The sequence below is a fragment of the Actinotalea caeni genome, from assembly GCF_009733795.1.
Lineage (GTDB): Bacteria > Actinomycetota > Actinomycetes > Actinomycetales > Beutenbergiaceae > Pseudactinotalea > Pseudactinotalea caeni.
This window is the reverse complement of sequence record NZ_WNXX01000037.1, coordinates 1-23,458: the sequence shown is the minus strand read 5'-3', so window position 1 is coordinate 23,458 and position 23,458 is coordinate 1. Positions and strand designations below refer to the sequence as shown.

General features: G+C 72.7%; 22 protein-coding genes and 3 pseudogenes. 20 read left to right on the top strand and 5 right to left on the bottom strand.

Translation table 11 applies throughout. From position 1 onward, the window contains the following. From GPA02_RS18075 to GPA02_RS18000, 17 genes and pseudogenes are all read left to right on the top strand, one after another. Positions 1–118, top strand: a pseudogene (locus tag GPA02_RS18075) (IS481 family transposase); the annotation flags it as partial. 101 nt (positions 119–219) lie between these two features. Beyond that, positions 220–3,777, top strand: coding sequence for a chromosome segregation protein SMC (gene smc / locus GPA02_RS18070; protein ID WP_156201842.1), 3,558 nt, complete (start codon positions 220–222; stop codon positions 3,775–3,777). An 88-nt stretch (positions 3,778–3,865) separates the two neighbouring features. Further along, positions 3,866–4,156, top strand: coding sequence for a hypothetical protein (locus tag GPA02_RS18065; RefSeq protein WP_156201841.1), 291 nt, complete (start codon positions 3,866–3,868; stop codon positions 4,154–4,156). 87 nt (positions 4,157–4,243) lie between these two features. Continuing rightward, positions 4,244–5,443, top strand: a complete 1,200-nt coding sequence (gene ftsY, locus GPA02_RS18060) for a signal recognition particle-docking protein FtsY (protein WP_156201840.1) — start codon at positions 4,244–4,246, stop codon at positions 5,441–5,443. A 198-nt stretch (positions 5,444–5,641) separates the two neighbouring features. Next, on the top strand, positions 5,642–6,892 hold the full coding sequence (locus tag GPA02_RS18055; RefSeq protein WP_156201839.1) for an ammonium transporter: 1,251 nt from the start codon (positions 5,642–5,644) through the stop codon (positions 6,890–6,892). Beyond that, the gene (locus GPA02_RS18050; RefSeq protein WP_156201838.1) at positions 6,892–7,230 is read left to right on the top strand and encodes a P-II family nitrogen regulator; all 339 of its coding nucleotides are present in this window, start codon (positions 6,892–6,894) and stop codon (positions 7,228–7,230) included. Before GPA02_RS18055 ends, GPA02_RS18050 begins: the two co-directional genes overlap by 1 nt. Next, a complete protein-coding gene (locus tag GPA02_RS18045) occupies positions 7,220–9,025 on the top strand; it encodes a [protein-PII] uridylyltransferase family protein (RefSeq protein ID WP_156201837.1) in 1,806 nt (601 codons plus the stop codon). Before GPA02_RS18050 ends, GPA02_RS18045 begins: the two co-directional genes overlap by 11 nt. 427 nt (positions 9,026–9,452) lie before the next feature. Then, complete coding sequence (gene ffh, locus GPA02_RS18040) at positions 9,453–11,030, top strand: signal recognition particle protein (protein WP_156201836.1); 1,578 nt, start codon at positions 9,453–9,455, stop codon at positions 11,028–11,030. Between the two features lie 224 nt (positions 11,031–11,254). After that, a complete protein-coding gene (gene rpsP, locus GPA02_RS18035; protein WP_156201835.1) occupies positions 11,255–11,737 on the top strand; it encodes a 30S ribosomal protein S16 in 483 nt (160 codons plus the stop codon). After that, positions 11,737–11,976: an RNA-binding protein gene (locus tag GPA02_RS18030; RefSeq protein ID WP_156201834.1), complete on the top strand. Its 240-nt coding sequence runs from the start codon at positions 11,737–11,739 to the stop codon at positions 11,974–11,976. Before rpsP ends, GPA02_RS18030 begins: the two co-directional genes overlap by 1 nt. A 4-nt stretch (positions 11,977–11,980) precedes the next feature. Continuing rightward, complete coding sequence (gene rimM, locus GPA02_RS18025; RefSeq protein WP_156201833.1) at positions 11,981–12,517, top strand: ribosome maturation factor RimM; 537 nt, start codon at positions 11,981–11,983, stop codon at positions 12,515–12,517. Beyond that, positions 12,514–13,227: pseudogene (gene trmD / locus GPA02_RS19490) on the top strand (tRNA (guanosine(37)-N1)-methyltransferase TrmD); the annotation flags it as partial. The gene rimM and the pseudogene trmD, both read left to right, overlap by 4 nt. A 93-nt stretch (positions 13,228–13,320) precedes the next feature. Then, a complete protein-coding gene (locus GPA02_RS19485) occupies positions 13,321–13,758 on the top strand; it encodes a GNAT family N-acetyltransferase (protein ID WP_275689737.1) in 438 nt (145 codons plus the stop codon). Between the two features lie 183 nt (positions 13,759–13,941). Beyond that, positions 13,942–14,295 carry a 50S ribosomal protein L19 gene (gene rplS / locus GPA02_RS18015; RefSeq protein ID WP_156201831.1) on the top strand — a complete coding sequence of 118 codons (354 nt, stop codon included), beginning with the start codon at positions 13,942–13,944 and terminating at the stop codon, positions 14,293–14,295. 38 nt (positions 14,296–14,333) lie between these two features. Then, positions 14,334–15,068: a signal peptidase I gene (gene lepB, locus GPA02_RS18010; RefSeq protein ID WP_156201830.1), complete on the top strand. Its 735-nt coding sequence runs from the start codon at positions 14,334–14,336 to the stop codon at positions 15,066–15,068. After that, a complete protein-coding gene (locus GPA02_RS18005) occupies positions 15,068–15,799 on the top strand; it encodes a ribonuclease HII (protein WP_156201829.1) in 732 nt (243 codons plus the stop codon). Before lepB ends, GPA02_RS18005 begins: the two co-directional genes overlap by 1 nt. 7 nt (positions 15,800–15,806) lie before the next feature. Further along, entirely contained in the window at positions 15,807–16,112 is a 306-nt protein-coding gene (locus tag GPA02_RS18000) for a DUF2469 domain-containing protein (protein ID WP_156201828.1), read from the top strand. Here GPA02_RS18000 and GPA02_RS17995 read toward each other — a convergent pair whose 3' ends face one another. Continuing rightward, on the bottom strand, positions 16,113–16,619 hold the full coding sequence (locus tag GPA02_RS17995; protein ID WP_156201827.1) for a hypothetical protein: 507 nt from the start codon (positions 16,617–16,619) through the stop codon (positions 16,113–16,115). A 180-nt stretch (positions 16,620–16,799) separates the two neighbouring features. On the opposite strand from GPA02_RS17995, the gene GPA02_RS17990 reads away from it, so the two are divergent. The 3 genes and pseudogenes from GPA02_RS17990 to GPA02_RS17980 all read left to right on the top strand — a co-directional run bounded on the left by GPA02_RS17990 (position 16,800) and on the right by GPA02_RS17980 (position 19,796). Further along, positions 16,800–17,159: a YraN family protein gene (locus tag GPA02_RS17990; RefSeq protein WP_156201826.1), complete on the top strand. Its 360-nt coding sequence runs from the start codon at positions 16,800–16,802 to the stop codon at positions 17,157–17,159. Then, positions 17,156–18,100, top strand: a pseudogene (locus tag GPA02_RS17985) (YifB family Mg chelatase-like AAA ATPase); the annotation flags it as partial. The gene GPA02_RS17990 and the pseudogene GPA02_RS17985, both read left to right, overlap by 4 nt. 40 nt (positions 18,101–18,140) lie before the next feature. Next, the gene (locus GPA02_RS17980; RefSeq protein ID WP_156201825.1) at positions 18,141–19,796 is read left to right on the top strand and encodes a recombinase family protein; all 1,656 of its coding nucleotides are present in this window, start codon (positions 18,141–18,143) and stop codon (positions 19,794–19,796) included. On the opposite strand, the gene GPA02_RS17975 is transcribed toward GPA02_RS17980, so the two are convergent. The 4 genes from GPA02_RS17975 to GPA02_RS17960 form a co-directional block, all read right to left on the bottom strand. Beyond that, positions 19,780–20,004: a hypothetical protein gene (locus tag GPA02_RS17975; protein ID WP_156201824.1), complete on the bottom strand. Its 225-nt coding sequence runs from the start codon at positions 20,002–20,004 to the stop codon at positions 19,780–19,782. The genes GPA02_RS17980 and GPA02_RS17975 overlap by 17 nt on opposite strands. After that, a complete protein-coding gene (locus tag GPA02_RS17970) occupies positions 20,001–20,582 on the bottom strand; it encodes a hypothetical protein (RefSeq protein ID WP_156201823.1) in 582 nt (193 codons plus the stop codon). The genes GPA02_RS17975 and GPA02_RS17970 overlap by 4 nt, the downstream gene beginning before the upstream one ends. Before the next feature lie 85 nt (positions 20,583–20,667). After that, positions 20,668–22,389: a type IV secretory system conjugative DNA transfer family protein gene (locus tag GPA02_RS17965; RefSeq protein WP_156201843.1), complete on the bottom strand. Its 1,722-nt coding sequence runs from the start codon at positions 22,387–22,389 to the stop codon at positions 20,668–20,670. Positions 22,390–22,442: 53 nt separating this feature from the next. Next, positions 22,443–22,955, bottom strand: a complete 513-nt coding sequence (locus tag GPA02_RS17960) for a hypothetical protein (protein ID WP_156201822.1) — start codon at positions 22,953–22,955, stop codon at positions 22,443–22,445. Between the last annotated feature and the right edge of the window lie 503 nt (positions 22,956–23,458).

The following is a 23,458-nucleotide window of genomic DNA, read 5'->3' as shown; positions in this document are numbered from 1 at the left end:
CTCGAACACCGCCCGAGCCGACGCGCTGGCCCCATGGCTCAAGCACTACAACTACGCTCGAGCCCACACCGCCTGCGGAGGCAAGCCACCGATCAGCCGACTGTCACCAACGTGCTGACCGAGTACACCTAGCCTCCCGCCGGGCTCCGGGGCGCGACGCCCCGCCGAGCGGGCGTGTGCTGGTCGGACCATCTCCGGGACCCCCGTAGGCTGTCCGCCGTGCACCTGAAGACGCTGACGCTGCGCGGCTTCAAGTCGTTCGCGTCCGCGACGACTCTGCACCTGGAGCCCGGCATCACCTGCGTCGTCGGGCCGAACGGGTCCGGCAAGTCCAACGTCGTCGACGCGCTCGCGTGGGTGATGGGCGAGCAGGGCGCGAAGAGCCTGCGCGGCGGCGCGATGGCCGACGTCATCTTCGCCGGCACGTCGTCGCGCCCGCCTCTCGGCCGTGCCGAGGTCTCCCTGACGATCGACAACACCGACGGCGCGCTGCCGATCGACTACACCGAGGTCACGATCTCCCGGACGCTGTTCCGCAACGGCGGCAGCGAGTACGCGATCAACGGCACCCCGTGCCGGCTGCTCGACATCCAGGACCTGCTCAGCGACACCGGCATGGGTCGCGAGATGCACGTCATCGTCGGCCAGGGCCGACTCGACGCCGTGCTGCAGGCCACCCCCGAGGAGCGCCGCCACTTCATCGAGGAGGCCGCCGGTGTCCTCAAGCACCGCAAGCGCAAGGAGAAGGCGGTCCGCAAGCTCGAGGCGATGGCCGCGAACCTCGCGCGCGTCACCGACCTCACCGCCGAGATCCGGCGCCAGCTCGGCCCGCTCGCGCGGCAGGCCGAGGTCGCACGACGCGCCCAGGTGGTGCAGATCGACCTGCGCGACGCCCGCGCCCGGCTGCTCGCCGACGACCTCGTGCAGCTCACCGCGACGCTCGCGCAGGAGCAGGCCGACGAGACCGCGCTGCGCAACCGGCGCACCGCCGTCGAGCAGGCGCAGGCCGAGGCCCGCGAACGGCTGACCGAGCTCGAGGCCGCGGCCGCGAAGGCCGCGCCGGTCCTCGGCGAGGCCTCCGACACCTACTACCGGCTCACCAGCCTGCGCGAGCGGCTGCGCGGCACCGCGACGCTCGCCGCCGAGCGCTGCCGGCTGCTCGGCGCGCCGACCGCGGAGCCGGAGAGCAGCCGCGACCCCGACGACCTCGACGACCAGGCCCGGCGCGCCCGCAGCGAGGAGCTCGACCTCGTGCAGGAGGCCGAGGAGGCGCAGGTCACGCTGCAGGGGGCGCTCGCCGAGCGGCAGCGGCTGGAGGCCGAGGCCGCCGAGGCCGAGAAGGCGCTCGCGGCCGTGCACCGCGGCGTCGCCGACCGGCGTGAGGGGCTCGCACGCCTGACCGGCCAGGTCGCGGCGCGGCGCAGCCGGCTCGAGGGCACCGAGTCCGAGCTCGCGCGGCTGCGCGCCGACCTCGAGGCCGCGACCGAGCGCGCCCGCACCGCGCAGGCACAGTTCGCCGCCCTCGAGCAGGAGGTCGTCGGCGCGCAGGAGGGCGAGGAGGGGCTCGACGCCGCGCACGAGGAGGCGCTCGCCGCGCAGGAGGCCGCCGAGGCCGAGGTCGCCCGGCTCGTCGAGGCCGAGCGGGCCGCCGAGGGCGAGCGCGCCACCTGGACGGCCCGCCGCGACGCGCTCGCGCTGTCGCTGGCGCGCAAGGACGCCACCGGCGCGCTCCTGGAGAACGACGACCTGCCCGGGATCGCCGGCACGCTCGCCGACCACGTGCGGGTCGAGCCCGGCTACGAGACCGCGGTCGCCGCGGCCCTCGGCGCCGTCGCCGACGCCGCGGTCGCCACCAGCGTCGAGGACGCCGTCGACGCGCTGCGCTTCGTCCGCGCCGAGGACGCCGGCCAGGTCCGGCTCGTCGTCGCCGACGGCGACGCGGCGGACGCCGCACCCGGCGACGCCCCCGAGGGCGCCTCCTGGGCGAGGGACCTCGTCGACGGCGACGAGCGCGTGCGCGGCACCCTCGCGCGGCTGCTGCGCGGCGTCGTCGTGGTCGACGACCTGGCCGCCGCGCGCGCCGTCGTCAACGCCCACGACGTCACGGCGGTCACGCGCGACGGCGACGTGCTCTCCCGCACCGAGGTGCGGGGCGGCAGCACCGGTGGCCCGAGCGTGCTCGAGCTGCACGCCGCGCGCGAGGAGGCCGAGCAGGGTCTGGCCGACGCCACCGCGCGCATCGAGCAGACCCGTTTCGCCCTCGGCCCGGCGCGCGAGGCGCTCGAGGCGGCCAACGCCGAGGTCGAGCGCACGCTCGCGGCTCTGCACGCCTCCGACGCCGAGCTGGCCGCGGTCGCCGAGCGGCTCGGGCAGCTGGGCTCCGCCGCCCGGGCAGCGAACGCCGAGATCGAGCGGATCAGGCCCGCGATCGAGGTGGCCGAGGCCGAGCGCGAGCGCTACGCGACCGAGCTCGCGGACCTCGTCGAGCGGCTCGAGGTCGCCCAGCGCGAGCCCGCCGACGCCGAGGCCGACCTCGAGGAGGCCACCGCCGCCCGCGACCGGACCGCGGCCGCGGCCACCCAGGCGCGGCAGGCGGAGACCGACGCCCGGCTCGCGCTGCGCACGATCGAGGAGCGCATCCGCCACGTGCGCAGCCGCGCCGAGTCGCTCGAGCGTGCCGCCGACGCGGAGCGGCACGCCCGCAAGGTCGCGCAGGAGCGGGCGGTCCGCCGGGCCGAGCAGGCCCGGGTCGCCGACCTCGTGCGCCAGGGCGCCGAGCGCGCGCTCGCGGCGATCGAGACCTCGGTGGCGCTCGCGCACCGGGCGCGTGAGGAGGCCGAGTCCGCGCGCGCGGCCCGCGACAGCGAGATCGCCGAGGTTCGCACCCGCCTCGACCAGCTGGGCGCCGAGTACGCCGAGCTGACCGACGTCGTCCACCGCGACGAGGTCGCCCGTGCCCAGCAGCAGCTGCGCATCGAGCAGCTGCAGCAGCGCGCTGTCGAGGACCTCGGCATGGACCCCGAGGTGCTGGTCGAGGAGTACGGGCCGCACCAGCTGGTGCCGGCGGTGCCGCAGCCGGGCGACGACCCGGACGCGCCGCTGCCCGAGCCCCGCCCCTATGTGCGCGAGGAGCAGGAGAAGCGGCTGCGGGCGGCCGAGCGCGCGCTCGCCCAGCTCGGCCGGGTCAACCCGCTCGCGCTGGAGGAGCACGCCGCGCTCGAGGAGCGGCACCGGTTCCTCACCGAGCAGCTCGCCGACCTCAAGAAGTCGCGCGCCGACCTCGAGGAGATCATCCGCGAGATCGACGAGCGCGTCGAGACCGTCTTCGCCGAGGCGTTCGCCGACACCGCGCGCGAGTTCGAGGGCGTCTTCAGCCGGCTGTTCCCCGGCGGCGAGGGCCGGCTGCTGCTCACCGACCCCGACAACATGCTCACGACCGGGCTCGAGGTGGAGGCGCGGCCGCCGGGCAAGAAGGTCAAGCGGCTCTCGCTGCTCTCGGGCGGCGAGCGGTCGCTGACCGCCGTCGCGCTGCTGGTCGCGATCTTCAAGGCGCGACCCAGCCCGTTCTACGTCATGGACGAGGTCGAGGCGGCGCTCGACGACGTCAACCTCGGCCGGCTGCTGGAGATCTTCACGGAGCTGCGCGAGGACTCCCAGCTGATCGTCGTCACGCACCAGAAGCGGACGATGGAGATCGCCGACGCCCTGTACGGGGTGACGATGCGCGGCGACGGTGTGACCACCGTCATCAGCCAGCGGCTGCACGAGCCCGTCTGAGCGGCCGGCGCGTGGCGATTCGGTGAAGGCTGGGCGCGCCCGTCCGGTTTCTCGCCGCGGCGGGTGATACTCGATTCCCGTGAACCCCTTGATCGTTTCCGCCGTCGCCGTGGTCATCGCCCTCGTCGTCGTGCTGGTGCTCGTCCGGCGCCACCTGCCGGAGTCCGGGCTGGGTTCCTGGCTGCGCGAGTCGTTCCGGGGCGTGCGCCCCGGCCGCGAGATCGCCGCCATTCGTGAGGAGTCCGCCCGACTGGCCGAGCCGACGGCCGAGACCGGTGACCTGCGCGTCTCCGACATCCTCGAGCTCGCCGAGCCCGGCGAGGCCTACCACCGCCCTGTCGACCTCCGCGAGGTCGTGTCCGGGCGTCGTGGCCGCTGACCGGGACCGGCACCTGAGCACCCCCGGCGCCCGGCCGTCCCGGCCGGGCGCTTCGGCGTGCCCGGCTGCGGCAGACTGGTGACCCTTATGGAGACCCAGGACATCATCCTCGCCGCCGTCGGTGCGATCGTCGTGCTCGCCGGCGGCGGGTTCGCGCTGTTCCGTTCCCGCTCGCGCGGCTCGTCGGGCCCCTCGGACCCGACCGGTACGACGCCGTCCGCCCCGCCGGCGGCCGACGAACCGGCCGCGGAGGGCGGCACCGCCGTCGCCGTCGAGGAGCGCCCGGTCGAGGCGCCCGAGGGCGCGTCGCCGCCCGGGAGCGAGACGGCCGCACCGACGGTCGAGCGGCCGGAGTCCGCCGCCGGGCGGATGGTGCGGCTGCGCGACCGGCTGTCGCGCTCCGGTGCGCTCGGCAAGACGCTGCTCGGCCTGCTCTCGCGCGGCAGGCTCAGCACGGGCGACTGGGAGGAGATCGAGGAGACGCTGCTGCTGGCCGACCTCGGCACCGGCCCGACCGACGAGCTGATGACGGCGCTGCGCACCCGCGTGCAGGTCGAGGGCACCGACGACCCGGCGGTCGCGCGCGAGCTGCTGCGCTCGGAGCTGCTGAGGCTGGTCGACCCGGACATGGACCGGCGCATCGCCGCCAGCCCGGTGCTCGGTGACGACGGCGAGCCCCACCCGGCCACGATCCTCGTCGTCGGCGTCAACGGCACCGGCAAGACGACGACGGTCGGCAAGCTCGCGCGGCTGCTCGTCGCCGAGGACAAGGACGTCGTCCTCGGCGCCGCCGACACCTTCCGCGCCGCCGCAGCCGAGCAGCTGGGCACGTGGGGCGAGCGCGTCGGGGTGCCGGTCGTGCGCTCCGACCGCGAGGGCGCCGACCCCGCCGCGGTGGCGTTCGACGCCGTCCGGACCGGGCGCGAGAACGGCGCCGACGTCGTCATCGTCGACACCGCGGGCCGGCTGCAGAACAAGGCCGGTCTCATGGACGAGCTGGGCAAGATCAAGCGCGTCATCGCCAAGCAGGCACCCGTGCAGGAGGTGCTGCTGGTCCTCGACGCGACCACCGGTCAGAACGGCATGCGACAGGCGCAGGTGTTCGCCGAGGTCGTCGACGTCACCGGCATCGTGCTCACCAAGCTGGACGGCACCGCCAAGGGCGGCATCGTCGTCGCCGTGCAGCGCGAGCTCGGGGTGCCGGTCAAGCTCGTCGGGCTCGGCGAGGGCCCGGACGACCTCGCGCCGTTCGACGCGGCGCAGTTCGTCGACGCGATCGTCGGCTGAGCGCCGTCGGGCCGGGACCGGACGGCCCGTGAGCGCTCACGTCTCAGCATCCGGTCCCGTGCGGGTCACGAAACCGAACGTTCACACGCAGCCGCTTTCCGTCACAGCGCCGTAACACTCGCGGTGCGCCGGGGAAACCGGCCTCCATCAGCGTGTCTCCCGTGCCGGCCGCCCGCGCCGGTGTTGGGAGCAGATTGCATGGAACCGTTCCTCGACACGGGCGTGACAGCCTGGATGCTGGTCTCCGCATCCTTCGTGCTGCTCATGACACCCGGTCTCGCCCTCTTCTACGGCGGCATGACCCGCAGCAAGTCCATCCTCAACATGATGATGATGTGCTTCGGCGCGATGGCCGTCGTCGGCTGCATCTACGTGCTGTGGGGCTGGTCGATGTCCTACGGCGAGAGCCTCGGCGGCATCGTCGGCAACCCCTTCGACCAGTTCGGTCTGGGCGGGAGCTTCGACCCGGTCTCGATCCTGAACGAGGAGACCGGCGCCTACATGCCCACGATCGTCGACGTCGGCTTCCAGGCCACGTTCGCCATCATCACGGTCGCGCTGATCGCCGGCTCGATCGCCGACCGCACCAAGTACGCCACCTGGCTGGTGTTCGCCGGCCTCTGGGCGACGCTGTCCTACTTCCCGATGTCGCACATGGTGTGGGGCGACGGCCTGCTCTCCGGCGCCGGTCCCTTCGCCTCGATCGCGGAGCCGATCGACTTCGCGGGCGGCACCGTGGTGCACATCAACGCCGGTGTCGCGGGCCTCGTGCTCGCGCTCGTCATCGGCAAGCGCAAGGGCTGGCCGGGTGAGGCCTTCAAGCCGCACAACCTGCCCCTGGTCATGCTCGGCGCCGCGCTGCTGTGGTTCGGCTGGTTCGGCTTCAACGCCGGCTCCGCCTACGGCGCCGACGAGGTGGCCGGTCTCGCCTGGGTCAACACGACCACCGCGACCGGTGGCGCGATCCTCGGCTGGCTGCTCGTGGAGAAGCTCAAGTACGGCAAGGCCACCTCGCTCGGGGCGGCCTCCGGTGTGGTCGCCGGCCTGGTCGCGATCACGCCCGCCGCCGGCGCGCTCACGCCGGTGACCTCGATCGTCCTCGGTGCTCTCGCCGGTGTGGCGAGCGCCTTCGCCGTGAGCCTCAAGACGCGGTTCGGCTACGACGACTCGCTCGACGTCGTCGGCGTCCACCTGGTCTCGGGCCTCGTCGGCACCGTGCTCATCGGCCTGCTCGCCACCGACACCGGCCTGTTCTTCGGCGGTGGCATCGGCCAGCTGGTCGTGCAGATCATCATTGCCGTGATCGCGATCGTCTTCTCGGGCGTCGTCACGCTCGTCATCGCCCTGGTCCTCAAGGCGACGATGGGCTGGCGGATCCCGGAGGAGGACGAGGTCACCGGCATCGACCAGACCGCGCACGCCGAGCGCGCCTACGAGGGGATCGCCTGATGAAGCTCATCACCGCAGTGATCCAGCCGCACAAGCTGGACGACGTCAAGGCCGCGCTCGAGGCCGCGGGGGTCCGTGGTCTCACGGTCTCCGAGGCGAGCGGGTACGGCCGCCAGAAGGGCCACACCGAGGTCTACCGGGGCGCGGAGTACACCGTCGACCTGGTGCCGAAGGTGCGGGTGGAGGTGCTCGTCAACGACGAGGACGTCACCACCCTGACCGGCGTCGTCGTCAACGCCGCCCAGACCGGCAAGATCGGGGACGGCAAGGTGTGGGTCACGTCGGTCGACGACGTGATCCGCGTCCGGACCGGCGCCAGCGGACCCGATGCCCTCTGACGGCACGGGCGCTGACCTGCCGACCGGCACGGCTCCTGCCGCCGGCGAGTCCCCGGAGGCCCCGCAGCAGCAGCTGCGGGGCCTCCGGGCCGCTCGGCTGGCGCTGCCGCGGCCGGCGGCCGGTCGACCTGACGGGGGAGCGGTGTACCGGCGAGCGCTGGCGCACCTGGTCGACACGGCTCTGGTCGACCTCTGGGTCGACGCCGGGGCGCGCACCGGGGTGGATCTCACCACCGGGGTGGCGCTCGCGGCGGTCGGCTCGCACGGACGGCGGGACGCGGGCCCGACGTCCGACCTGGACCTCATGCTCGTGCACGACGGGCAGACCCACCGCGCCGAGGAGATCGCGGCGCTGGCCGAGGCGCTGTGGTACCCGATCTGGGATGCCGGGCTGGACCTCGACCACTCGGTGCGCACGCTCGCCCAGTGCCGGGGGGTCGCGTCCGCGGACCTGCCGGCCGCCGTCGGGCTGCTGGACGTGCGGCTGGTCGCGGGCGACGACAGCGTGCTGCACCGCGCCCGGTCGGCCGTGCTGGCCGACTGGCGGTCGGCCGCGCGGCGGCGGCTGCCGGAGCTGCTGACGTCGACGCGGGTGCGCGCGGAGCGGCACGGCGAGCTCGCCTACCTGATCGAGGGCGACCTCAAGGAGGCGCGCGGCGGCATCCGCGACGCCGTCGTGCTGTGGGCGCTGTCGGCCACGTGGCTGACCGACCGGCCGCACGGCGAGGTCGACGAGGCCTACGCGCACCTGCTCGACGTGCGCGACGCCCTGGCGCGGGTCACCGGGCGGCACACCAACCGGTTGCTGCGGGTGCACCAGCGGGAGGTGGCCGAGGAGCTCGGTGCCGGAGACCCGGACGACCTGCTGGCGGCGCTGGCGAACTCGGCGCGCACGATCTCCTACGCGCTGGACACCACGGTGCGGCACGCGCGGCAGGCGTTGCGGCGTCCCTCGCTCGCGCTGCGCCCGGTGCTGGTGCGGGGGCGTCGGGCGGCGCCGCGGCTGCGGTCGGTCGCCGACAACCTCGTGGAGCACGACGGCGAGCTGGTGCTGGGCGTGGACGCCCGCCCGGACGCCGACCCCGAGCTGCCGCTGCGCGCGGCCGCGACCGCGGCGCGCACCCGGCTGCCGCTGTCGCCGGTGACGATCGCGTCGCTGCAGCGTGCGCCGGACCTGCCCGTGCCGTGGAGCCCGAGCGCGCGCGAGCACATGCTGACGCTGCTGCGCAGCGGCGAGGCGCAGGTGCCGCTGTGGGAGGCGCTCGACCTCGCGGGGCTGGTGACGCGCTGGATCCCGGAGTGGGCGGCGGTGCGGAACCGGCCGCAGCACTCCCCGGTGCACCTGTACACGGTCGACCGGCACCTGGTGCAGACGGTGGCGAACACCCACGACGTGCCGCGCTCGCAGCCGGGCCGCGACACGCTGCTGTGGGCGGCGCTGTTCCACGACATCGGCAAGGTGGCGGGCGCGACCGACCACTCGCTCGAGGGCGTGCGGCGGGCGGCGCCGCTGCTGGAGCGGATCGGGCTGGGGGAGGACGAGCGACGCGACGTGCTGCTGCTGGTCGAGCACCACCTGCTGCTGGCCGAGGTCGCGACGAGCGAGGACCCGAACGACCCCGCGGTGGTCGCGCGTGTGGCGCAGACCCTGCACGACCGCGCCGACCTGGTGACGCTGCTGCGCCAGCTCACCGAGGCCGACGCGCGCGCCGCGGGCCCGAAGGCGTGGACCGCGTGGCGGGCCCGGCTGGTCGACATCCTCACCGACAACGTGCTGCGGTACCTGCGGGGGTGACGGCGCGACGCGCCGGCGACGTTATTGCCTCGCGCCACGGTCGGGGTTCGCGTAGGGTGACGGGTCTTCGGCGCGACGTGCGGGGAATACCCGTGCGGCAGGCGCCGTTGAGACGATTTCCGAGCCGTTGCTCCTGGTGCCTGGTGCAGAGGGGGCAGCGGCGGCGAGTCCGGGCAGAAGCCGGAACAGGTCGGTCAGTCACAAGGGCCGACGGCGCAGCGGGGCGCCCCACGGAACGCACCCGTACGTCGGCCGCGGACGGCGGCCGCACCACTCGGTGCCGGCCCCGTCGCGGCCGTCGCTCGTCGTGCCCGCGACCAGGCGGACGCCGGGCGCGACGACCGACCCGTCCGGTCTCGTCGCCAGGGCGGTGCCCCTCGGCAGCCCAGTTATCCTGAGGCAGCCCAACGACCGAAGGATCGCCTGCGTGTTCGCCACCCTGTCCGACCGCCTCACCGCGACGTTCAAGTCCCTGCGCGGCAAGGGACGGCTGTCCGAGGCCGACGTCGACGCCACCGTCTCGGAGATCCGGCGCGCCCTGCTGGACGCCGACGTCGCCGTCCCGGCCGTCCGCGCCTTCACGTCCGCGGTCCGTGAGCGGGCCCTGTCCTCCGAGGTCTCCGAGGCGCTCAACCCCGCCCAGCAGGTCCTCAAGATCGTCAACGAGCAGCTCATCGAGATCCTCGGCGGCTCCAGCCGCGAGATCCGGTTCGCGAAGCGCCCGCCGACGGTCATCATGCTCGCGGGCCTCCAGGGCGCCGGCAAGACCACGCTCGCCGGCAAGCTCGGTCGCTGGCTGCGCGAGCAGGGGCACACCCCGCTGCTCGTCGCCTCCGACCTCCAGCGCCCCAACGCCGTCACCCAGCTGCAGGTCGTCGGCCAGCAGGCCGGGGTGCCGGTGTGGGCGCCCGAGCCGGGCAACGGCGTCGGCGACCCGGTGGCCGTCGCGCGCTCCGGCGTCGAGCACGCGCGCGAGAAGTACTACGACGTCGTCGTCGTCGACACCGCCGGCCGCCTCGGCGTCGACGCCGAGATGATGCAGCAGGCCGCGGACATCCGCGACGCCACGCAGCCCGACGAGATCCTCTTCGTCGTCGACGCGATGATCGGTCAGGACGCCGTCACGACCGCCGAGGCGTTCCGCGACGGCGTCGGCTTCACCGGCGTCGTGCTCTCCAAGCTGGACGGCGACGCGCGCGGTGGTGCGGCGCTCTCGATCCGCACGGTCACCGGCCAGCCCGTCCTGTTCGCCTCCACGGGTGAGAAGCTCACCGACTTCGAGCGGTTCCACCCCGACCGGATGGCCTCGCGCATCCTCGACATGGGTGACCTGCTCACCCTCATCGAGCAGGCCGAGAAGGCGTTCGACGAGAAGCAAGCCGCCGAGATGGGGCGCAAGCTCTCCGGCGAGGACGACTTCACGCTCCAGGACTTCATGGACTACATGCGCCAGCTCAAGCAGCTGGGCTCCATGAAGAAGATGCTCGGGATGCTGCCCGGGATGGGCCAGCTGCGCGACCAGCTCGAGAACTTCGACGAGCGCGAGATCGACCGCGTCGAGGCGATGATCAACTCGATGACACCGGCCGAGCGCGCCAACCCGAAGATCATCAACGGTTCGCGCCGCTCCCGCATCGCCCGCGGGTCCGGCGTCACCGTCACCGACGTCAACGGGCTGCTGCAGCGCTTCGACCAGGCGAAGACGATGATGCGGTCGATGGCGCGCGGTGGGATGCGCGGCGGACCTGGCGGCATGCCGAACCTCGGCATGGGCGGCCTGCCCGGCGGCGGCAAGAAGAGCAAGGGCCGCATGGCGCCCCCGAAGCGCACCAAGAAGGGCAAGTCGGGCAACCCCGCCAAGCGCGCCCTGCAGGAGCGGCAGGCGGCGGAGCGTGCCGCGGCGGCGCAGTCGGGCGGCTCGGCGTTCGGCGTCGACGGCGCCGACGCCGTCGACCCGAGCTCGCTGCAGCTGCCCGCCGGTTTCGACAAGCTCTTCGGGCGCTGACGGCGTCCCGCACCTGCGCGAGCCCGTCGGCCGCGCACGTGGTCGGCGCCACGGTGCCCTCGTGTCGTGGGCGCGGTGCCGCTCGTGGCAGAATGGCTCGCTGAACCCGCCCGGCCCCGGCCCTCTCACCGGCGCCAGCGTGTCCTCGGGCCCCACCGACGCCGATCCCAACCGGTCGACGGTGCCGGGCCCACCCCCATGCACACCAGGAGTGAGCCACAACCATGGCTGTCAAGATTCGTCTCAAGCGGATGGGCAAGATCCGCGCCCCCTACTACCGCGTCGTCGTCGCCGACTCGCGCACCAAGCGCGACGGTCGTGTGATCGAGGAGATCGGCAAGTACCACCCCACCGAGGAGCCCTCGCTCATCGACATCGACGGCGAGCGTGCTCGCTACTGGCTCGGGGTCGGCGCCCAGCCGACCGAGCAGGTGCTCGCGCTGCTCAAGGTCACCGGTGACTGGCAGGCCTTCAAGGGCCTCCCGGGCGCCGAGGGCACGCTGAAGACCGCCGCGCCGAAGGGTGACGCCGCCGAGGCGATCGCCGCCGCCGAGGCCGAGGCCGAGCTCAAGAAGGCCGCCGCCTCGCAGGCGAAGGCCGAGGCCGCCGCGTCCGCCGACTCGCCGGAGTCCGCCGACTCGTCGGAGTCCGCCGACTCGCCCGAGGACGCCCCGGCCGCCGAGGACGAGAAGGACGCGAGCGCCTGATGCTCGCGGACGCGCTCGAGCACCTCGTGCGGGGGATCGTGGACAACCCCGACGACGTCGAGGTGAGCTCGCGCACGCTGCGGCGTGGCGAGCTGCTGGAGGTCCGTGTGAACCCGTCCGACCTCGGGCGCGTCATCGGGCGCAACGGGCGCACGGCCCGCGCCCTGCGCACCGTGATCGACGCGCTGTCGCCCACCGGCTCGGTGCGCGTCGACGTCGTGGACACGGATCGTCGCTGACGCCGTGTCCGGTCAGGGCGACCAGGTCCGGATCGCCACGCTCGGGGCCGCCCACGGCCTGAAGGGCGAGATCCGGCTGCGTCTGCACACCGACGACCCGACGGCCCGGCTGGTCCCGGGGGCCCGGTTCACCACCGACCCCGCGGACGCCGGGCCGTTGGTGCTCGCCGCCGTCGCCGAGCGCAGCGGTTCCACCTACGCCCGCTTCGAGGGCCACCCGGACCGCACGGCGGCCGAGCGGCTCCGCGGCGTCGTGCTGCTCGCCGACCCGGAGCCGGAGGACGACGCCTGGTACCCGGAGCAGCTCGCCGGGCTCGAGGCTCGGCTGCCGGACGGCCGCGTGGTCGGCACCGTCGCCGGGGTGCAGCACCTGCCCGCCCACGACGTGCTCGTGCTCGTCGAGCCCGATGGCGCCCGCACGCTGGTGCCGTTCGTCACCGCGATCGTCCCGGTCGTCGACGTCGACGGCGGCCACGTCGTCATCGACCCGCCCGCCGGCCTGCTGGCCGCCGGCGCCGACGAGGCCGAGGAGGCCCGGTGACCGGACGGGTCGACGTCGTCTCGATCTTCCCCGACTACCTCGCGCCGCTCGAGCTCTCCCTCGTCGGCAAGGCGCGCACGCGCGGCCTGGTGGACATCGCCGTCCACGACCTGCGCGACTGGACCACCGACCGCCACCGCACGGTCGACGACACCCCGTTCGGCGGCGGCGCCGGCATGGTGATGCGCCCCGACGTGTGGGGCGAGGCGCTCGACACGGTGCTCGCGCCCGAGGCGGGCGAGCGGGTGCTGCTGGTGCCGACCCCGGCCGGGCAGCCGTTCACGCAGCGCACCGCCGAGGAGCTCGCCGGCGTGCTCGAGGCCGGCGGCCAGCTCGTCGTCGCGTGCGGGCGCTACGAGGGGATCGACGCCCGGGTGGCGGAGCACTACGCCACGCGCGAGGGCGTGCAGGTGCGCGAGGTCTCGATCGGCGACTACGTGCTCAACGGGGGCGAGGTCGCCGCGCTCGTCGTGATCGAGGCGGTCGTGCGGCTGCTGCCGGGGGTGCTCGGCAACGCCGCCTCGGTCGTCGAGGAGTCGCACGGCAGCGACGGCCTGCTCGAGCACCCCGCCTACACCCAGCCGCCGAGCTGGCGCGGCCTGGAGGTGCCGGACGTGCTGCGCTCGGGCGACCACGGCCGGGTGGCTCGCTGGCGCCGGGCGCGCGCCGTCGAGCGCACCGCGCGCGTGCGCCCCGACCTGCTCGCCGCGCACCCGGCGGCGGTCCGCGCCGCACGCCCGGCCGACGCCGAGGTGCTCGCCGAGGTCGCGGGCGCCACCTTCGCGCTCGCGTGCCCGCCCGACATGCCGGCCGCCGACATCGAGGAGTTCGTCGCCACCCACCTGTCGGTCGAGCGGTTCCGGGCCTACCTCAAGGACCGTCGTCGGTGGCTGCTGCTCGCCGAGGTGGCGGGCGCCGTCGTCGGCTACACGATGTGCGTGGCCGGCGAGCCCGAGGACCCCGACGTCGCGGCCGCCGTCCCGGACCGGCCCACCGCCGAGCTCAGCAAGTGCTACGTGCTGCCCGAGCACCACCGCAGCGGTGTCGCCGCGGCCCTCATGACGGCGACCCTGGACGCCGCGCGCGAGCGCGGCCTGCCCGGCATCTGGCTCGGCGTCAACGGGCGCAACGAGCGCGCGAAGCGCTTCTACGCCAAGCACGGGTTCGCCCGGGTCGGCGACCGCACGTTCGCCGTCGGCGGCCGGCGCGAGTGCGACGACGTGATGTACCGCACGCTGTAGCGACGGCGATTTCGGCCGGTCCGGTCTCTGTGGCAGACTTGGCCGGTCATCCGGTGCGCCAGCCGTCTCTGCCACAGGGGAGCGGCACGACCGCGCACGGAGCAACACACTCAGACCCTCGGCGGTGCGCAGCACCGCCCGGATCATCGCGGGTGACCTGTGGCAGCCGTGGGAAGGCACATCATGCAGAAGCTGGACGCCGTCGACGCCGCCTCCTTGCGAGAGGTCCCGGAGTTCCGCGCCGGTGACACCCTCAAGGTCGGCGTGAACATCGTCGAGGGGAACCGCAGCCGTATCCAGGTGTTCCAGGGCGTCGTGATCGGCCGCCAGGGCGCCGGCGTGCGTGAGACCTTCACCATCCGCAAGGTGTCCTTCGGGGTCGGTGTCGAGCGGACCTTCCCGCTCCACTCGCCCACGATCGACCACATCGAGGTCGTCACCCGCGGTGACGTGCGCCGCGCGAAGCTGTACTACCTGCGCGGCCGCAGCGGCAAGGCCGCCAAGATCCGCGAGCGTCGCGAGCCCACCGCCGGCTGACGGTGGCGCGCGGCGCGGCCGACGACGATCCCGCAGACGTGACCGACACCCGAGCCGAGACCGGCGCGGGCTCCGACGACGAGGCGACCCCCGACGGGCGCCCCGAGCGGCGCCGAGGTCCGGTCGCGACCTTCCTGCGGGAGGTCGCGATCGTGCTGGTCTCCGCGCTGGCGATCTCGCTGGTGCTCAAGACCTTCTTCATCCAGCCGTTCTTCATCCCGAGCATCTCGATGGAGGACACCCTCGACGTCGGCGACCGCATCGTCGTCAACAAGCTCGCGCCGGGGCCGTTCGACCTCGAGCGTGGCGACGTCGTCGTCTTCCTCGATCCGGGCGAGTGGCTGGAGGGCGAGCCGGTGCCCGAGCTGAGCCCGGTCGAGCGTGTCCTCACCTGGGTGGGGCTGCTGCCGGAGAACGCCGGCCAGCACCTCGTCAAGCGGGTCATCGGGCTGCCCGGCGACCACGTGGTGTGCTGCGACGACGACGGCTACATCACCGTCAACGGGGTCCCGATCGAGGAGACCTACGTCATCGACGGCGCCGAGCCCAGCCAGAAGCCGTTCGACGTCGTCGTCCCCGAGGGGCACCTGTGGGTGCTGGGGGACAACCGCCCGCGGTCGGCCGACTCCCGCTACAACACCGACTCCGCCGGCGAGGGCTTCGTCCCGGTCGACAACGTGGTCGGGCGCGCCTTCGTCATCATCTGGCCGCTCGCGAACATGTCGCTGATCGACCGACCCGACGAGGTCTTCGAGGCCGTCCCGGATCCCTGATGCCCAGCAAGCCCCCTTCCCGACGCCTGGAGCGCGAGTTGCTCGCCTCGGGCCACCGGCTGGTCGCCGGCATGGACGAGGTGGGCCGTGGGGCGCTGGCCGGCCCCGTCACGGTCGGCGTCGTCGTCGTCGACGACACGACCGGTCGCACGCCTGCGGGGCTGCGGGACTCCAAGCTGCTGCGACCCCACGTGCGTGAGCGCCTGTGCGGGCCGATCCGTCGCTGGGCCCGCGCGAGCGCCGTCGGGCACGCCGGGCCCGACGAGATCGACCGCTACGGCATCATCGCGGCGCTGCGCATGGCCGGGAACCGGGCGCTGGCCCGGCTGGCCGAGGAGGGCGTGGTGCCCGACGTCGTCGTCCTCGACGGCAAGCACGACTGGCTCACCCACCCGCCGCACATGCCGCCGCTGCCGGTCAGCGGGCCGCAGCTGCCGGTCGTGATGCGGATCAAGGGCGACCTCACCGTGACCTCGATCGCCGCCGCGAGCGTGCTCGCCAAGTGCGAGCGCGACGCGATGATGACCGAGCTGCACGAGACCTACCCGGCCTACGGGTGGCACGGCAACAAGGGCTACTCGGCACCCGAGCACGCCGCCGCGCTGCGCGAGCACGGGCCGTGCGAGCTGCACCGCCGCAGCTGGTCGCTGCCGCAGTCGGAGGTCTACGAGACCGAGGAGCTCCCGCTCGAGCTGGTCGGCGAGCCGCGTCGCGGCGCCGAAGGGGCATGATGGAGTCGTGAGTGCCGAGGACCTCGAGAACTACGAGACCGATGCCGAGCTCGCGCTGTACCGGGAGTACCGCGACGTCGTCGGGCTGTTCTCCTACGTGGTGGAGACCGAGCGCCGGTTCTACCTCGCCAACCAGGTCGACCTGCAGGTCCGCTCGGCCGGCGGCGAGGTGTTCTTCGAGCTGACGCTCGGCGACGCCTGGGTGTGGGACGTCTACCGGTCGGCGCGGTTCGTCAAGACCGTGCGCGTCGTGACGTTCAAGGACGTCAACATCGAGGAGCTCGCCAAGGCCGAGCTGGAGATGCCGCAGTAGTCAGCCGCTGCTGCCCGCCGGGCTGCCGCCCAGCCGCTGCCCGAGCGCGCGGACGCACCAGGCCAGCGCCCCGGTGACGGCACCGACGACGAGTCCGGTGCCCAGGCTGCCGAGCACGGTCGCGCCGCGCAGCAGGATCTCCTCGGTGACCGGCGACCAGGCGCCCGCGAGGCTGCCGCCCAGCCGCGGCGGGTCACCTGCCCAGACCGTCGCCCACGCGAGGTTGTGCACCGCCGCCAGCACCATGCCGTAGCCCGCCCCGGCGGCGAGCAGCGACACCGCCGGGCGGGGTGACCACAGCGCCGCGACCAGCACCCAGACGGCCAGCGGCACCAGCGCGAGCACGCCCGTGAGCGAGGAGTCGGGGGCGACCAGAGCGAGGTCGTGGACGACGACGCGCGGAGCGGCGAGCGCCACCAGCACGGCGAGCACCGGCCAGGGCAGGCCGAGGGTGAGGCGCAGCGGCGGGCGCTGGGTGGTGCGCGCGGTGGGCGCAGCGGTGGTCATGCCCCGACGCTAGGGACGGCGCTCGGCCCCGCCCAGCCGGTCGGCCGCCGTCCGGGGCGGGGGACAGCCCCGGGGCGTCGTCCACAGGTGCGCGCCGATGCAGCCTCGTCCACAGCACCCTCGGGGCGCGCGTGGCGGCGCTCCGCCCGGTGCGCGAGCGTGCGTGGCGGAGGTGGTCGCATGGCTGCGAAGGACGAGGTCGGGCGCGACGGCGAGCGGCTCGCGCGCGAGTGGCTCGAGCGCCAGGGGCTGGAGATCGTCGACGCGAACTGGCGATGCCCGCTCGGCGAGCTGGACATCGTCGCCCGCGACGGCGACGTCCTGGCGTTCGTCGAGGTGAAGACGCGGAGCTCGACGGCGTTCGGGCACCCGGCCGAGGCGGTCACCACGCGCAAGCTGTCGCGGCTGCGGCGGCTCGCCGGCGCGTGGCTGGCGGAGCACGAGGTGCACGCCTCGGGGATGCGCATCGACGTCGTCGCGATCCTGCGGCGCCCGGGCCACCCGACGCTGGTCGAGCACGTGACCGGGGTGTCGGCGTGAGCCTCGGCCGCACCTGCGCGGTGTCGCTCGTGGGGCTGCAGGGCGAGGTCGTCGGGGTCGAGGCGCAGCTGGCGCCCGGGCTGCCCGCGTTCCGGATCGTCGGGCTGCCCGACACCTCGCTGGGCGAGGCACGCGAGCGGGTGCGGGCGGCGATCTCCTCGTGCGGTCTCGCGTGGCCGATGCGACGCGTGACCGTCGGGCTCACGCCGGCCGAGCTGCCCAAGGCAGGGTCCGGCTTCGACCTGGCGATCGCGGTGGCCGTGCTGGCCGCCGACGAGACGATCGAGGCCGGCCGCGGCGCCGGTCGGGTCCATCTGGGCGAGCTGGGTCTCGACGGCCGGGTGCACCCGGTGCGGGGCGTGCTGCCGGCGGTGGCGGCGGCCGTCGCGGCGGGGCGGACCGAGGTGGTCGTGCCCGTCGGCAACGAGGCGGAGGCGCGGCTCGTGCCCGGCGCCGAGGTGACCGCCGTCTCGCACCTGGCCGAGCTCGCCGCCGCCTACGGCGCGGAGGTCGACGAGGCGGCGCTCGCGGGAGCGGCCGTGGTCGAGGACCCGCCGCCCGCAGCGACGGGCACCGACCGGGCCGATCCGGACCTCGCCGACGTGCTGGGCCAGGAGCAGGCGCGGCTGGCGCTGGAGATCGCGGCCGCGGGTGGCCACCACCTGCTGCTGCACGGGCCACCCGGTACCGGCAAGACGATGCTGGCGGCGCGACTGCCCGGCCTGCTGCCGGACCTCACCGAGGCGGAGGCGGTCGAGGTCACGAGCGTGCACTCGGTCGCGGGCACCTTCGACGCCCGCGGCGGGCTGCTGCGGCGGCCGCCGTTCGAGAGCCCGCACCACACGGCGACCCCGGCGTCGGTCGTGGGCGGCGGGTCGGGGCTGCCGCGCCCGGGCGCGGCCTCGCGCGCGCACCGCGGTGTGCTGTTCCTCGACGAGTCGGCCAATGGAAAGTGCACCTCCTTCTCCAAGGAGGTCACTGATGGACACGACGACGAAGCCGATGAGGGGTCGGCCTGGCCCGAATGCGCGGCCAGGTCGGGCAACGCGATCGGTTGTGTATCCGGCATTCACGCGGACCGGACCCGACGAGCCGGTGCCCGGCACGAAGCCGATCTATCTCTACCTGCGGCTGTCGAAGTACCACAAGGACAAGGCGGATGCGATCGAGCGCCAGCGGATCGACCTGACCCGCAAGCTCGCGGCTGAGGGTTGCTGGACGGTGATGGGCGAGTACATCGACAACGACTCGGCCAGTACGTCTGCGGCGAGGACACGCAAGGGGTGGCGGCAACTCAACCAGGACATCAATGCCGGACAGGTGCCGGCGCTGGCGTTCTGGAAGCTGGACCGCACGAACCGGATCGCAGCAAAGATCATGGAGTGGATCGCACAGTGCCAGCAGGCGGGCGTCTATCTCGTGTCGCATCAGGACAGCGCAAGCGAGCTGAATACCGCGACGGCCGGCGCAAAGCTGGTCACCGGGATCAAGGCGCTGCTTGCCGAGGTCGAGACGGACACGATGAGCGAACGACAGCTCGCATCCAAGCGCCACCTGGCCGAGGCCGGATTCGCCCACGGTGGGATGCCTCCGCTGGGCTGGATGGCCGGCCCGCGGGTGGTGGACGAAGCCGGGCGCACGGGTGTGCGCCTGGTGCCGCATCCTGTCGAGCACCCCGCTTTGAAGGACGCGGTGGACATGGTGCTGGCCGGCAAGAGCTTGGCGCATATCAGCCGTCATTGGCAGGAACACTTCGGGATCACCACGGCCAAGGGCGGGCCGGTGTACGAGGCGACGATCTATCGCTCGCTCGTCTCACCGCGGATGATCGGATACCGGATGCGGCAGGTTCCCGAGCACCAGCGCGGCGTGAAGATCGACCTGCTCGACTACATCGCCCGTGATGCGTCTGGCGAGCCGGTGATCGCCCAAGAGCCGGTGTGTGATCGCGCGATATGGCTGCGGGTGCGGCGTCTGCTGGAGCAGGCGAAGACGTCCAGGACTCGGCGTCCGTGGGGGTCACATGAGTGGCTGTTGACGGGCTTGCTGCACTGTCAGTGCGGGGAGCGGCTTTACGGGCACCAGAAGTACCGCACGAAGGCATCGGGAGAGCGCGTTCCGGCCTTCGCCTACCGATGCACGGCGAACAAGGTCCGGGGTCCGGGGAACTGTGCGGGCGGTTGCACGATCGACGCAGCGAAGGGCGAGGCGTTTGTGTTGGGCTGGTTCTTCTCACAGATCACTGACGATGCGCTTGCGCGAGCGCGTGCCCGGCGCCGTGCGGCGCGCTCGGACGCCGGGATCAATGAGGTCGTGACCCGGCTCGACGATGCCAAGGCCGAGCGAGACGCGCTGCTCGCGAAGCAGGGAACCAGCGAGTACCGAGGGGCGATGGTGACCATGCTGCTGTCGCTGATCGAGGACGCGCAGACCCGTGTTGACGCGCTGCAACGGCGACTGGACGCGATGGAGCTGGATGAGTTCCCCATCGATGACGGGCCGACACTGATCGCATCATGGAGCGAACGGGACATCACTGAGAAGCGCACCTATCTGCGGCGACTGATTCGCCGGATCGACGCACTACCGGGTAAGGCGTTGACCGAGGAGAGGTTGCAGATCATTCCGGTCGAGTGAGGGCGTCGACGACGTTCACCGCATCCAGCATCGTCGCCACTTCCTCGATCACTTCCTCAGACGCAGGCTGGGTGGCACGCCGGATCATCCCGGCGTGCCACCCAGCCACGAACGCGTGATAGACGCTCGGAGACACAAGCCCGACGGTCTCAGTCGAAGACGGGCAATCGAGCTCGCTGGCCTCCGTGATAGCGGCGCGGTCGTTCACGACACTTCTCCGGTGTCGGGGTCGACGTTGCTGTAGAACGCTTCCTCGGCCTCGCGCCGCGCCTGGACGTCGGCCATGACGAACTCCACGAACTCGGCGTCGCGGTCGATGATCGGCACGTCTTCGATGGGGTCGGCGGGTTCTTCGCCGGGCCAGATGGTCTGTCTGGTGGGGCGGTCGTGGTCGAGTTTGGTGCCGCAGGTGGCGACCCACTCGCGGAGTCTCACGCGGGCGTCTGCGAAGTCGCGGTGCCAGCCGAGCGGGGCAGATCCGTTCTGCTCGGGGTCGTAGGCGCAGAGCCAGTGCAGGTGCAGCGCGCTCAGTTCCCACAGCAGCTCGGGGTGCTTGTACCAGGCCGGCGGGATCACGGCGGCGGGAAGCCCGTAGGTGTGCCTGAGCCAGTCCACCCAGCGGTTGAGTTCCAGCCACTCGATCTCGGCGTCGTCGGCGTTGAGCAGGTTCCAGTTGATCGGGTGCGGGGGCTCCGCGATCAGTGGGTCGTCGTAGCTCTGGTCCATGTCGTCCAGGTCCGGGTCGAAAACGTCATTCATGGTGGCGTCGTCGGGTGCGTCGGACATGCTGTGCTCCTGTCTGTTCCCACGCCCACGGGTGCGCCGCAGGCTTTGTGGAAGCGAGGTGAACGCCGAGGCGTCTGGCAGTTGCTCAGGCATCGGGGCGGCGCAGCAGCGCCTCGATCTCGGCGCGGTCGGCGGTGAGCTGTGAGGCGTCGGGACGCTTCGGCCACGGATGCAGGTCGGTGACGATCGGCGGTGCGGAGCGCAGCAGCACGATCCCGGTCCCGAACGGGAGCCGGCGGATGCGATCAGGCGGGAAGATCGGCACCCGCCTGATCGAGCGTTGATTGGAACGGGTGCCGTGATCGCCGAGGGTCACGGAGTCGGTGTATTCGTCACGTTCCCCGATCAGGGAGCTGAGGTCTTGCAGATCGCGAGAGCCAGAGGCACCGCCAAGGACGACTTTGACGATCGAGGCATCCCAGATCGCGTTCGCTTGGTTCTCGTTCCATTTGTCGCGTGCTTGGGCGAGGGATTGCAGGACCGGCATCGTCGTGATGCCGGTGCCGCCGCCTTCGGCCATGAGCGTCGGCAGGGACGGCAGAGGCGACAGGTTGGCTATCTCGTCCAAGGCCAGGAGCATGGGCGGGTCGAGTCTGGCTCCCGGAGAGCGTGCGGCAAGCCGGCGGGCGGTCTCGATCAGGTCCTCTACGAGTGCGGCGACCAGCGCGGCGCTGGCTCCGGCCCCGGAGCCGGTTGCGAGCAGGAACAGGGTGCCGCGCTGCTGGATGAACGTCTCGGGGTCGAAGCTCTCGCCGGGGCCGGGTGATACCGCGTCGAGCACCCGAGGGTCGGCCAGCGATCCGAGGGCGAGGGAGACGCCTTGCCAGATGGAGTCGCGTGTCCTGGGGTCGGAGTCGATCATCGCTTCCAGGGACTCGGCCCAGCCGGTCGCGGCCTGCGTCGAGCTGGTCAGGATCGCCACCGCATCGGCGGCCGCGGTCGGGTCCAGGGTCCATCGGAACAACTCGGCCGGCGGCCTGTTGTCTAGGGCGGCGGCGTGCAGCAGGGCTTGCAGCGCCACCCTGGTCTTGCCTTCCCAGAAACCGCCTCCGTCAACGCCACCGGACGCCAGGCCGGTGCCGGCCGCGAGCCCGGTGGCGCGGATCATCGCGGTCTGTGGGGACTCGCAGCCCCGGATTGGTGACCACCGCATCCCAGCGGGCAGCCCCTCGGCGAGATGCTGAGGGTCGAAGATCGCGACCGGCCCGCGCCGGCGTCGTGCCCGCAGCGTGGCGGTGAGGTTGTCTGGCCGGGTTGAGGTCGCGACGACCGCGCCGGGTGCGTCGAGGATCGCGCCCACCAGGATTTGTAGCGATTTGCCACTGCGCGGCGGGCCGATCACCATGATCGAGTCCTCGACCGACGCCCACACGTCCACCCCTTTCGAGGTGCCGAGCCGATAGCCCACATCGGTGGGTTTCGGGTCGGCCAGACCGGGACGCAGGTTCCCGGCGCGGCGTAGCAGCGCCTTCGCCGACGCCGCGCTCAGCACTTCATGACGCGTGGCGATGCCCGCCATGCGACGCGGGTCCTGCTCGACCTTGTGCGTATGGCGACGCAGCCGCGACCAGACCCACACGCCGCCGGCGACGAGCGCAGCGAGCAGCAAGCCCGCGACGATCCAGTAGAGGACCTGGTTGAGTCCCGGCGCGTCGAGCGCCGAGGCGGGATCGCCCGGATGGAACAGCACACCTACACCGGAGGCCGGGCCGCCCGCGGGTTGAGCGGTGCCCGTGACCCATGCCGCGACCGACCCGGCCCCCCGGAGCACGAGGGCGACGCCGAACAGCACGACAAGGCCGATCATGGCCGCGTTGGTCAGCTCGTCTCCGAACGAGCCGGCCTGCCGGCCATCACCGTTCACGGCACCCGCCGGACGAGCGTGGTGCCAGAAACACGACCGAACAGCAGCACCTCTACGAGCCCGCTCGCCCTATCAGTGGTGAGCTGGGCGGGGTCGATGAGGGCACGGGCTGTGCCGGTGTGAGCGGCGTCGGTGTGCCCGGTGATGACGGCGACCGCCACGTCCTCACCCGGCACGAACCCGTCGCCCTCGACAGTGAAAAACACCGGAAGCGGTGCCGGCTTCTCGGCCTCGGGCTTGGGCTGGGGCGCCCGGCGACGGCGGGGCGCGATGATGTCGGTGAAGCTCGTGCCGTCGCTCTCGCGCACCTCCACGCGCGCCGGGGTCGTTCGGTCGTTCGTGGCGCGGTCGATGATCTGCCCGAACGAAGACCGCCGCCACGGCGGTGCGAACCGATCAGGGCTCAGCGGACTACCGTCGACCGTGACCGCCACTGACCCGTCAGGGTGTACATCGAGAATCACATGCGGAATCGACACTGGAAGGGCTTCGGACTCGGGTTTCCTCATGGACAGGAGGTAGGCCCAGGCGCCCCCGCCTGAGGGCGGCCCGCAGCCCGGACTGTTGGTGTGAGCTAGCCCGCATCTGTGCGGGGCTTTCGGTACGCCGAATAGTGGTCGACTAGACTGGGCCGTGACCCCTGGCGAGCGACTTGTATCGCGGGTGCCGAAATCGGTCGTTCTTGTGTTTATGTGGAAGTGAGGTGAGTGTCTGTTGACTGGTGATAGTCATAGTCCCGGCACCGCGCTCCTTCCGTTCCCTGTCGTCTTGCGCTGAGCGGTAGGTGGGGATCTGCGCGGACCTGTAGCGCGAGACCCCTTCCTTCTTCCGCACGCGTGGACGGTGCATCCTGGCGCTCGTCGCCTCCCGACACGCCCACCTAGATGTACTCGGTCAGCACGTTGGTGACACGGATGTAGGGAGAAGGCCTCCATTCTGAGTGGTGTTCAACGTCACTCGAGGGAGGCCTTCTCTTGGTCCACCGTAATGCGCGGCTCGCTCCGGCCGGTCG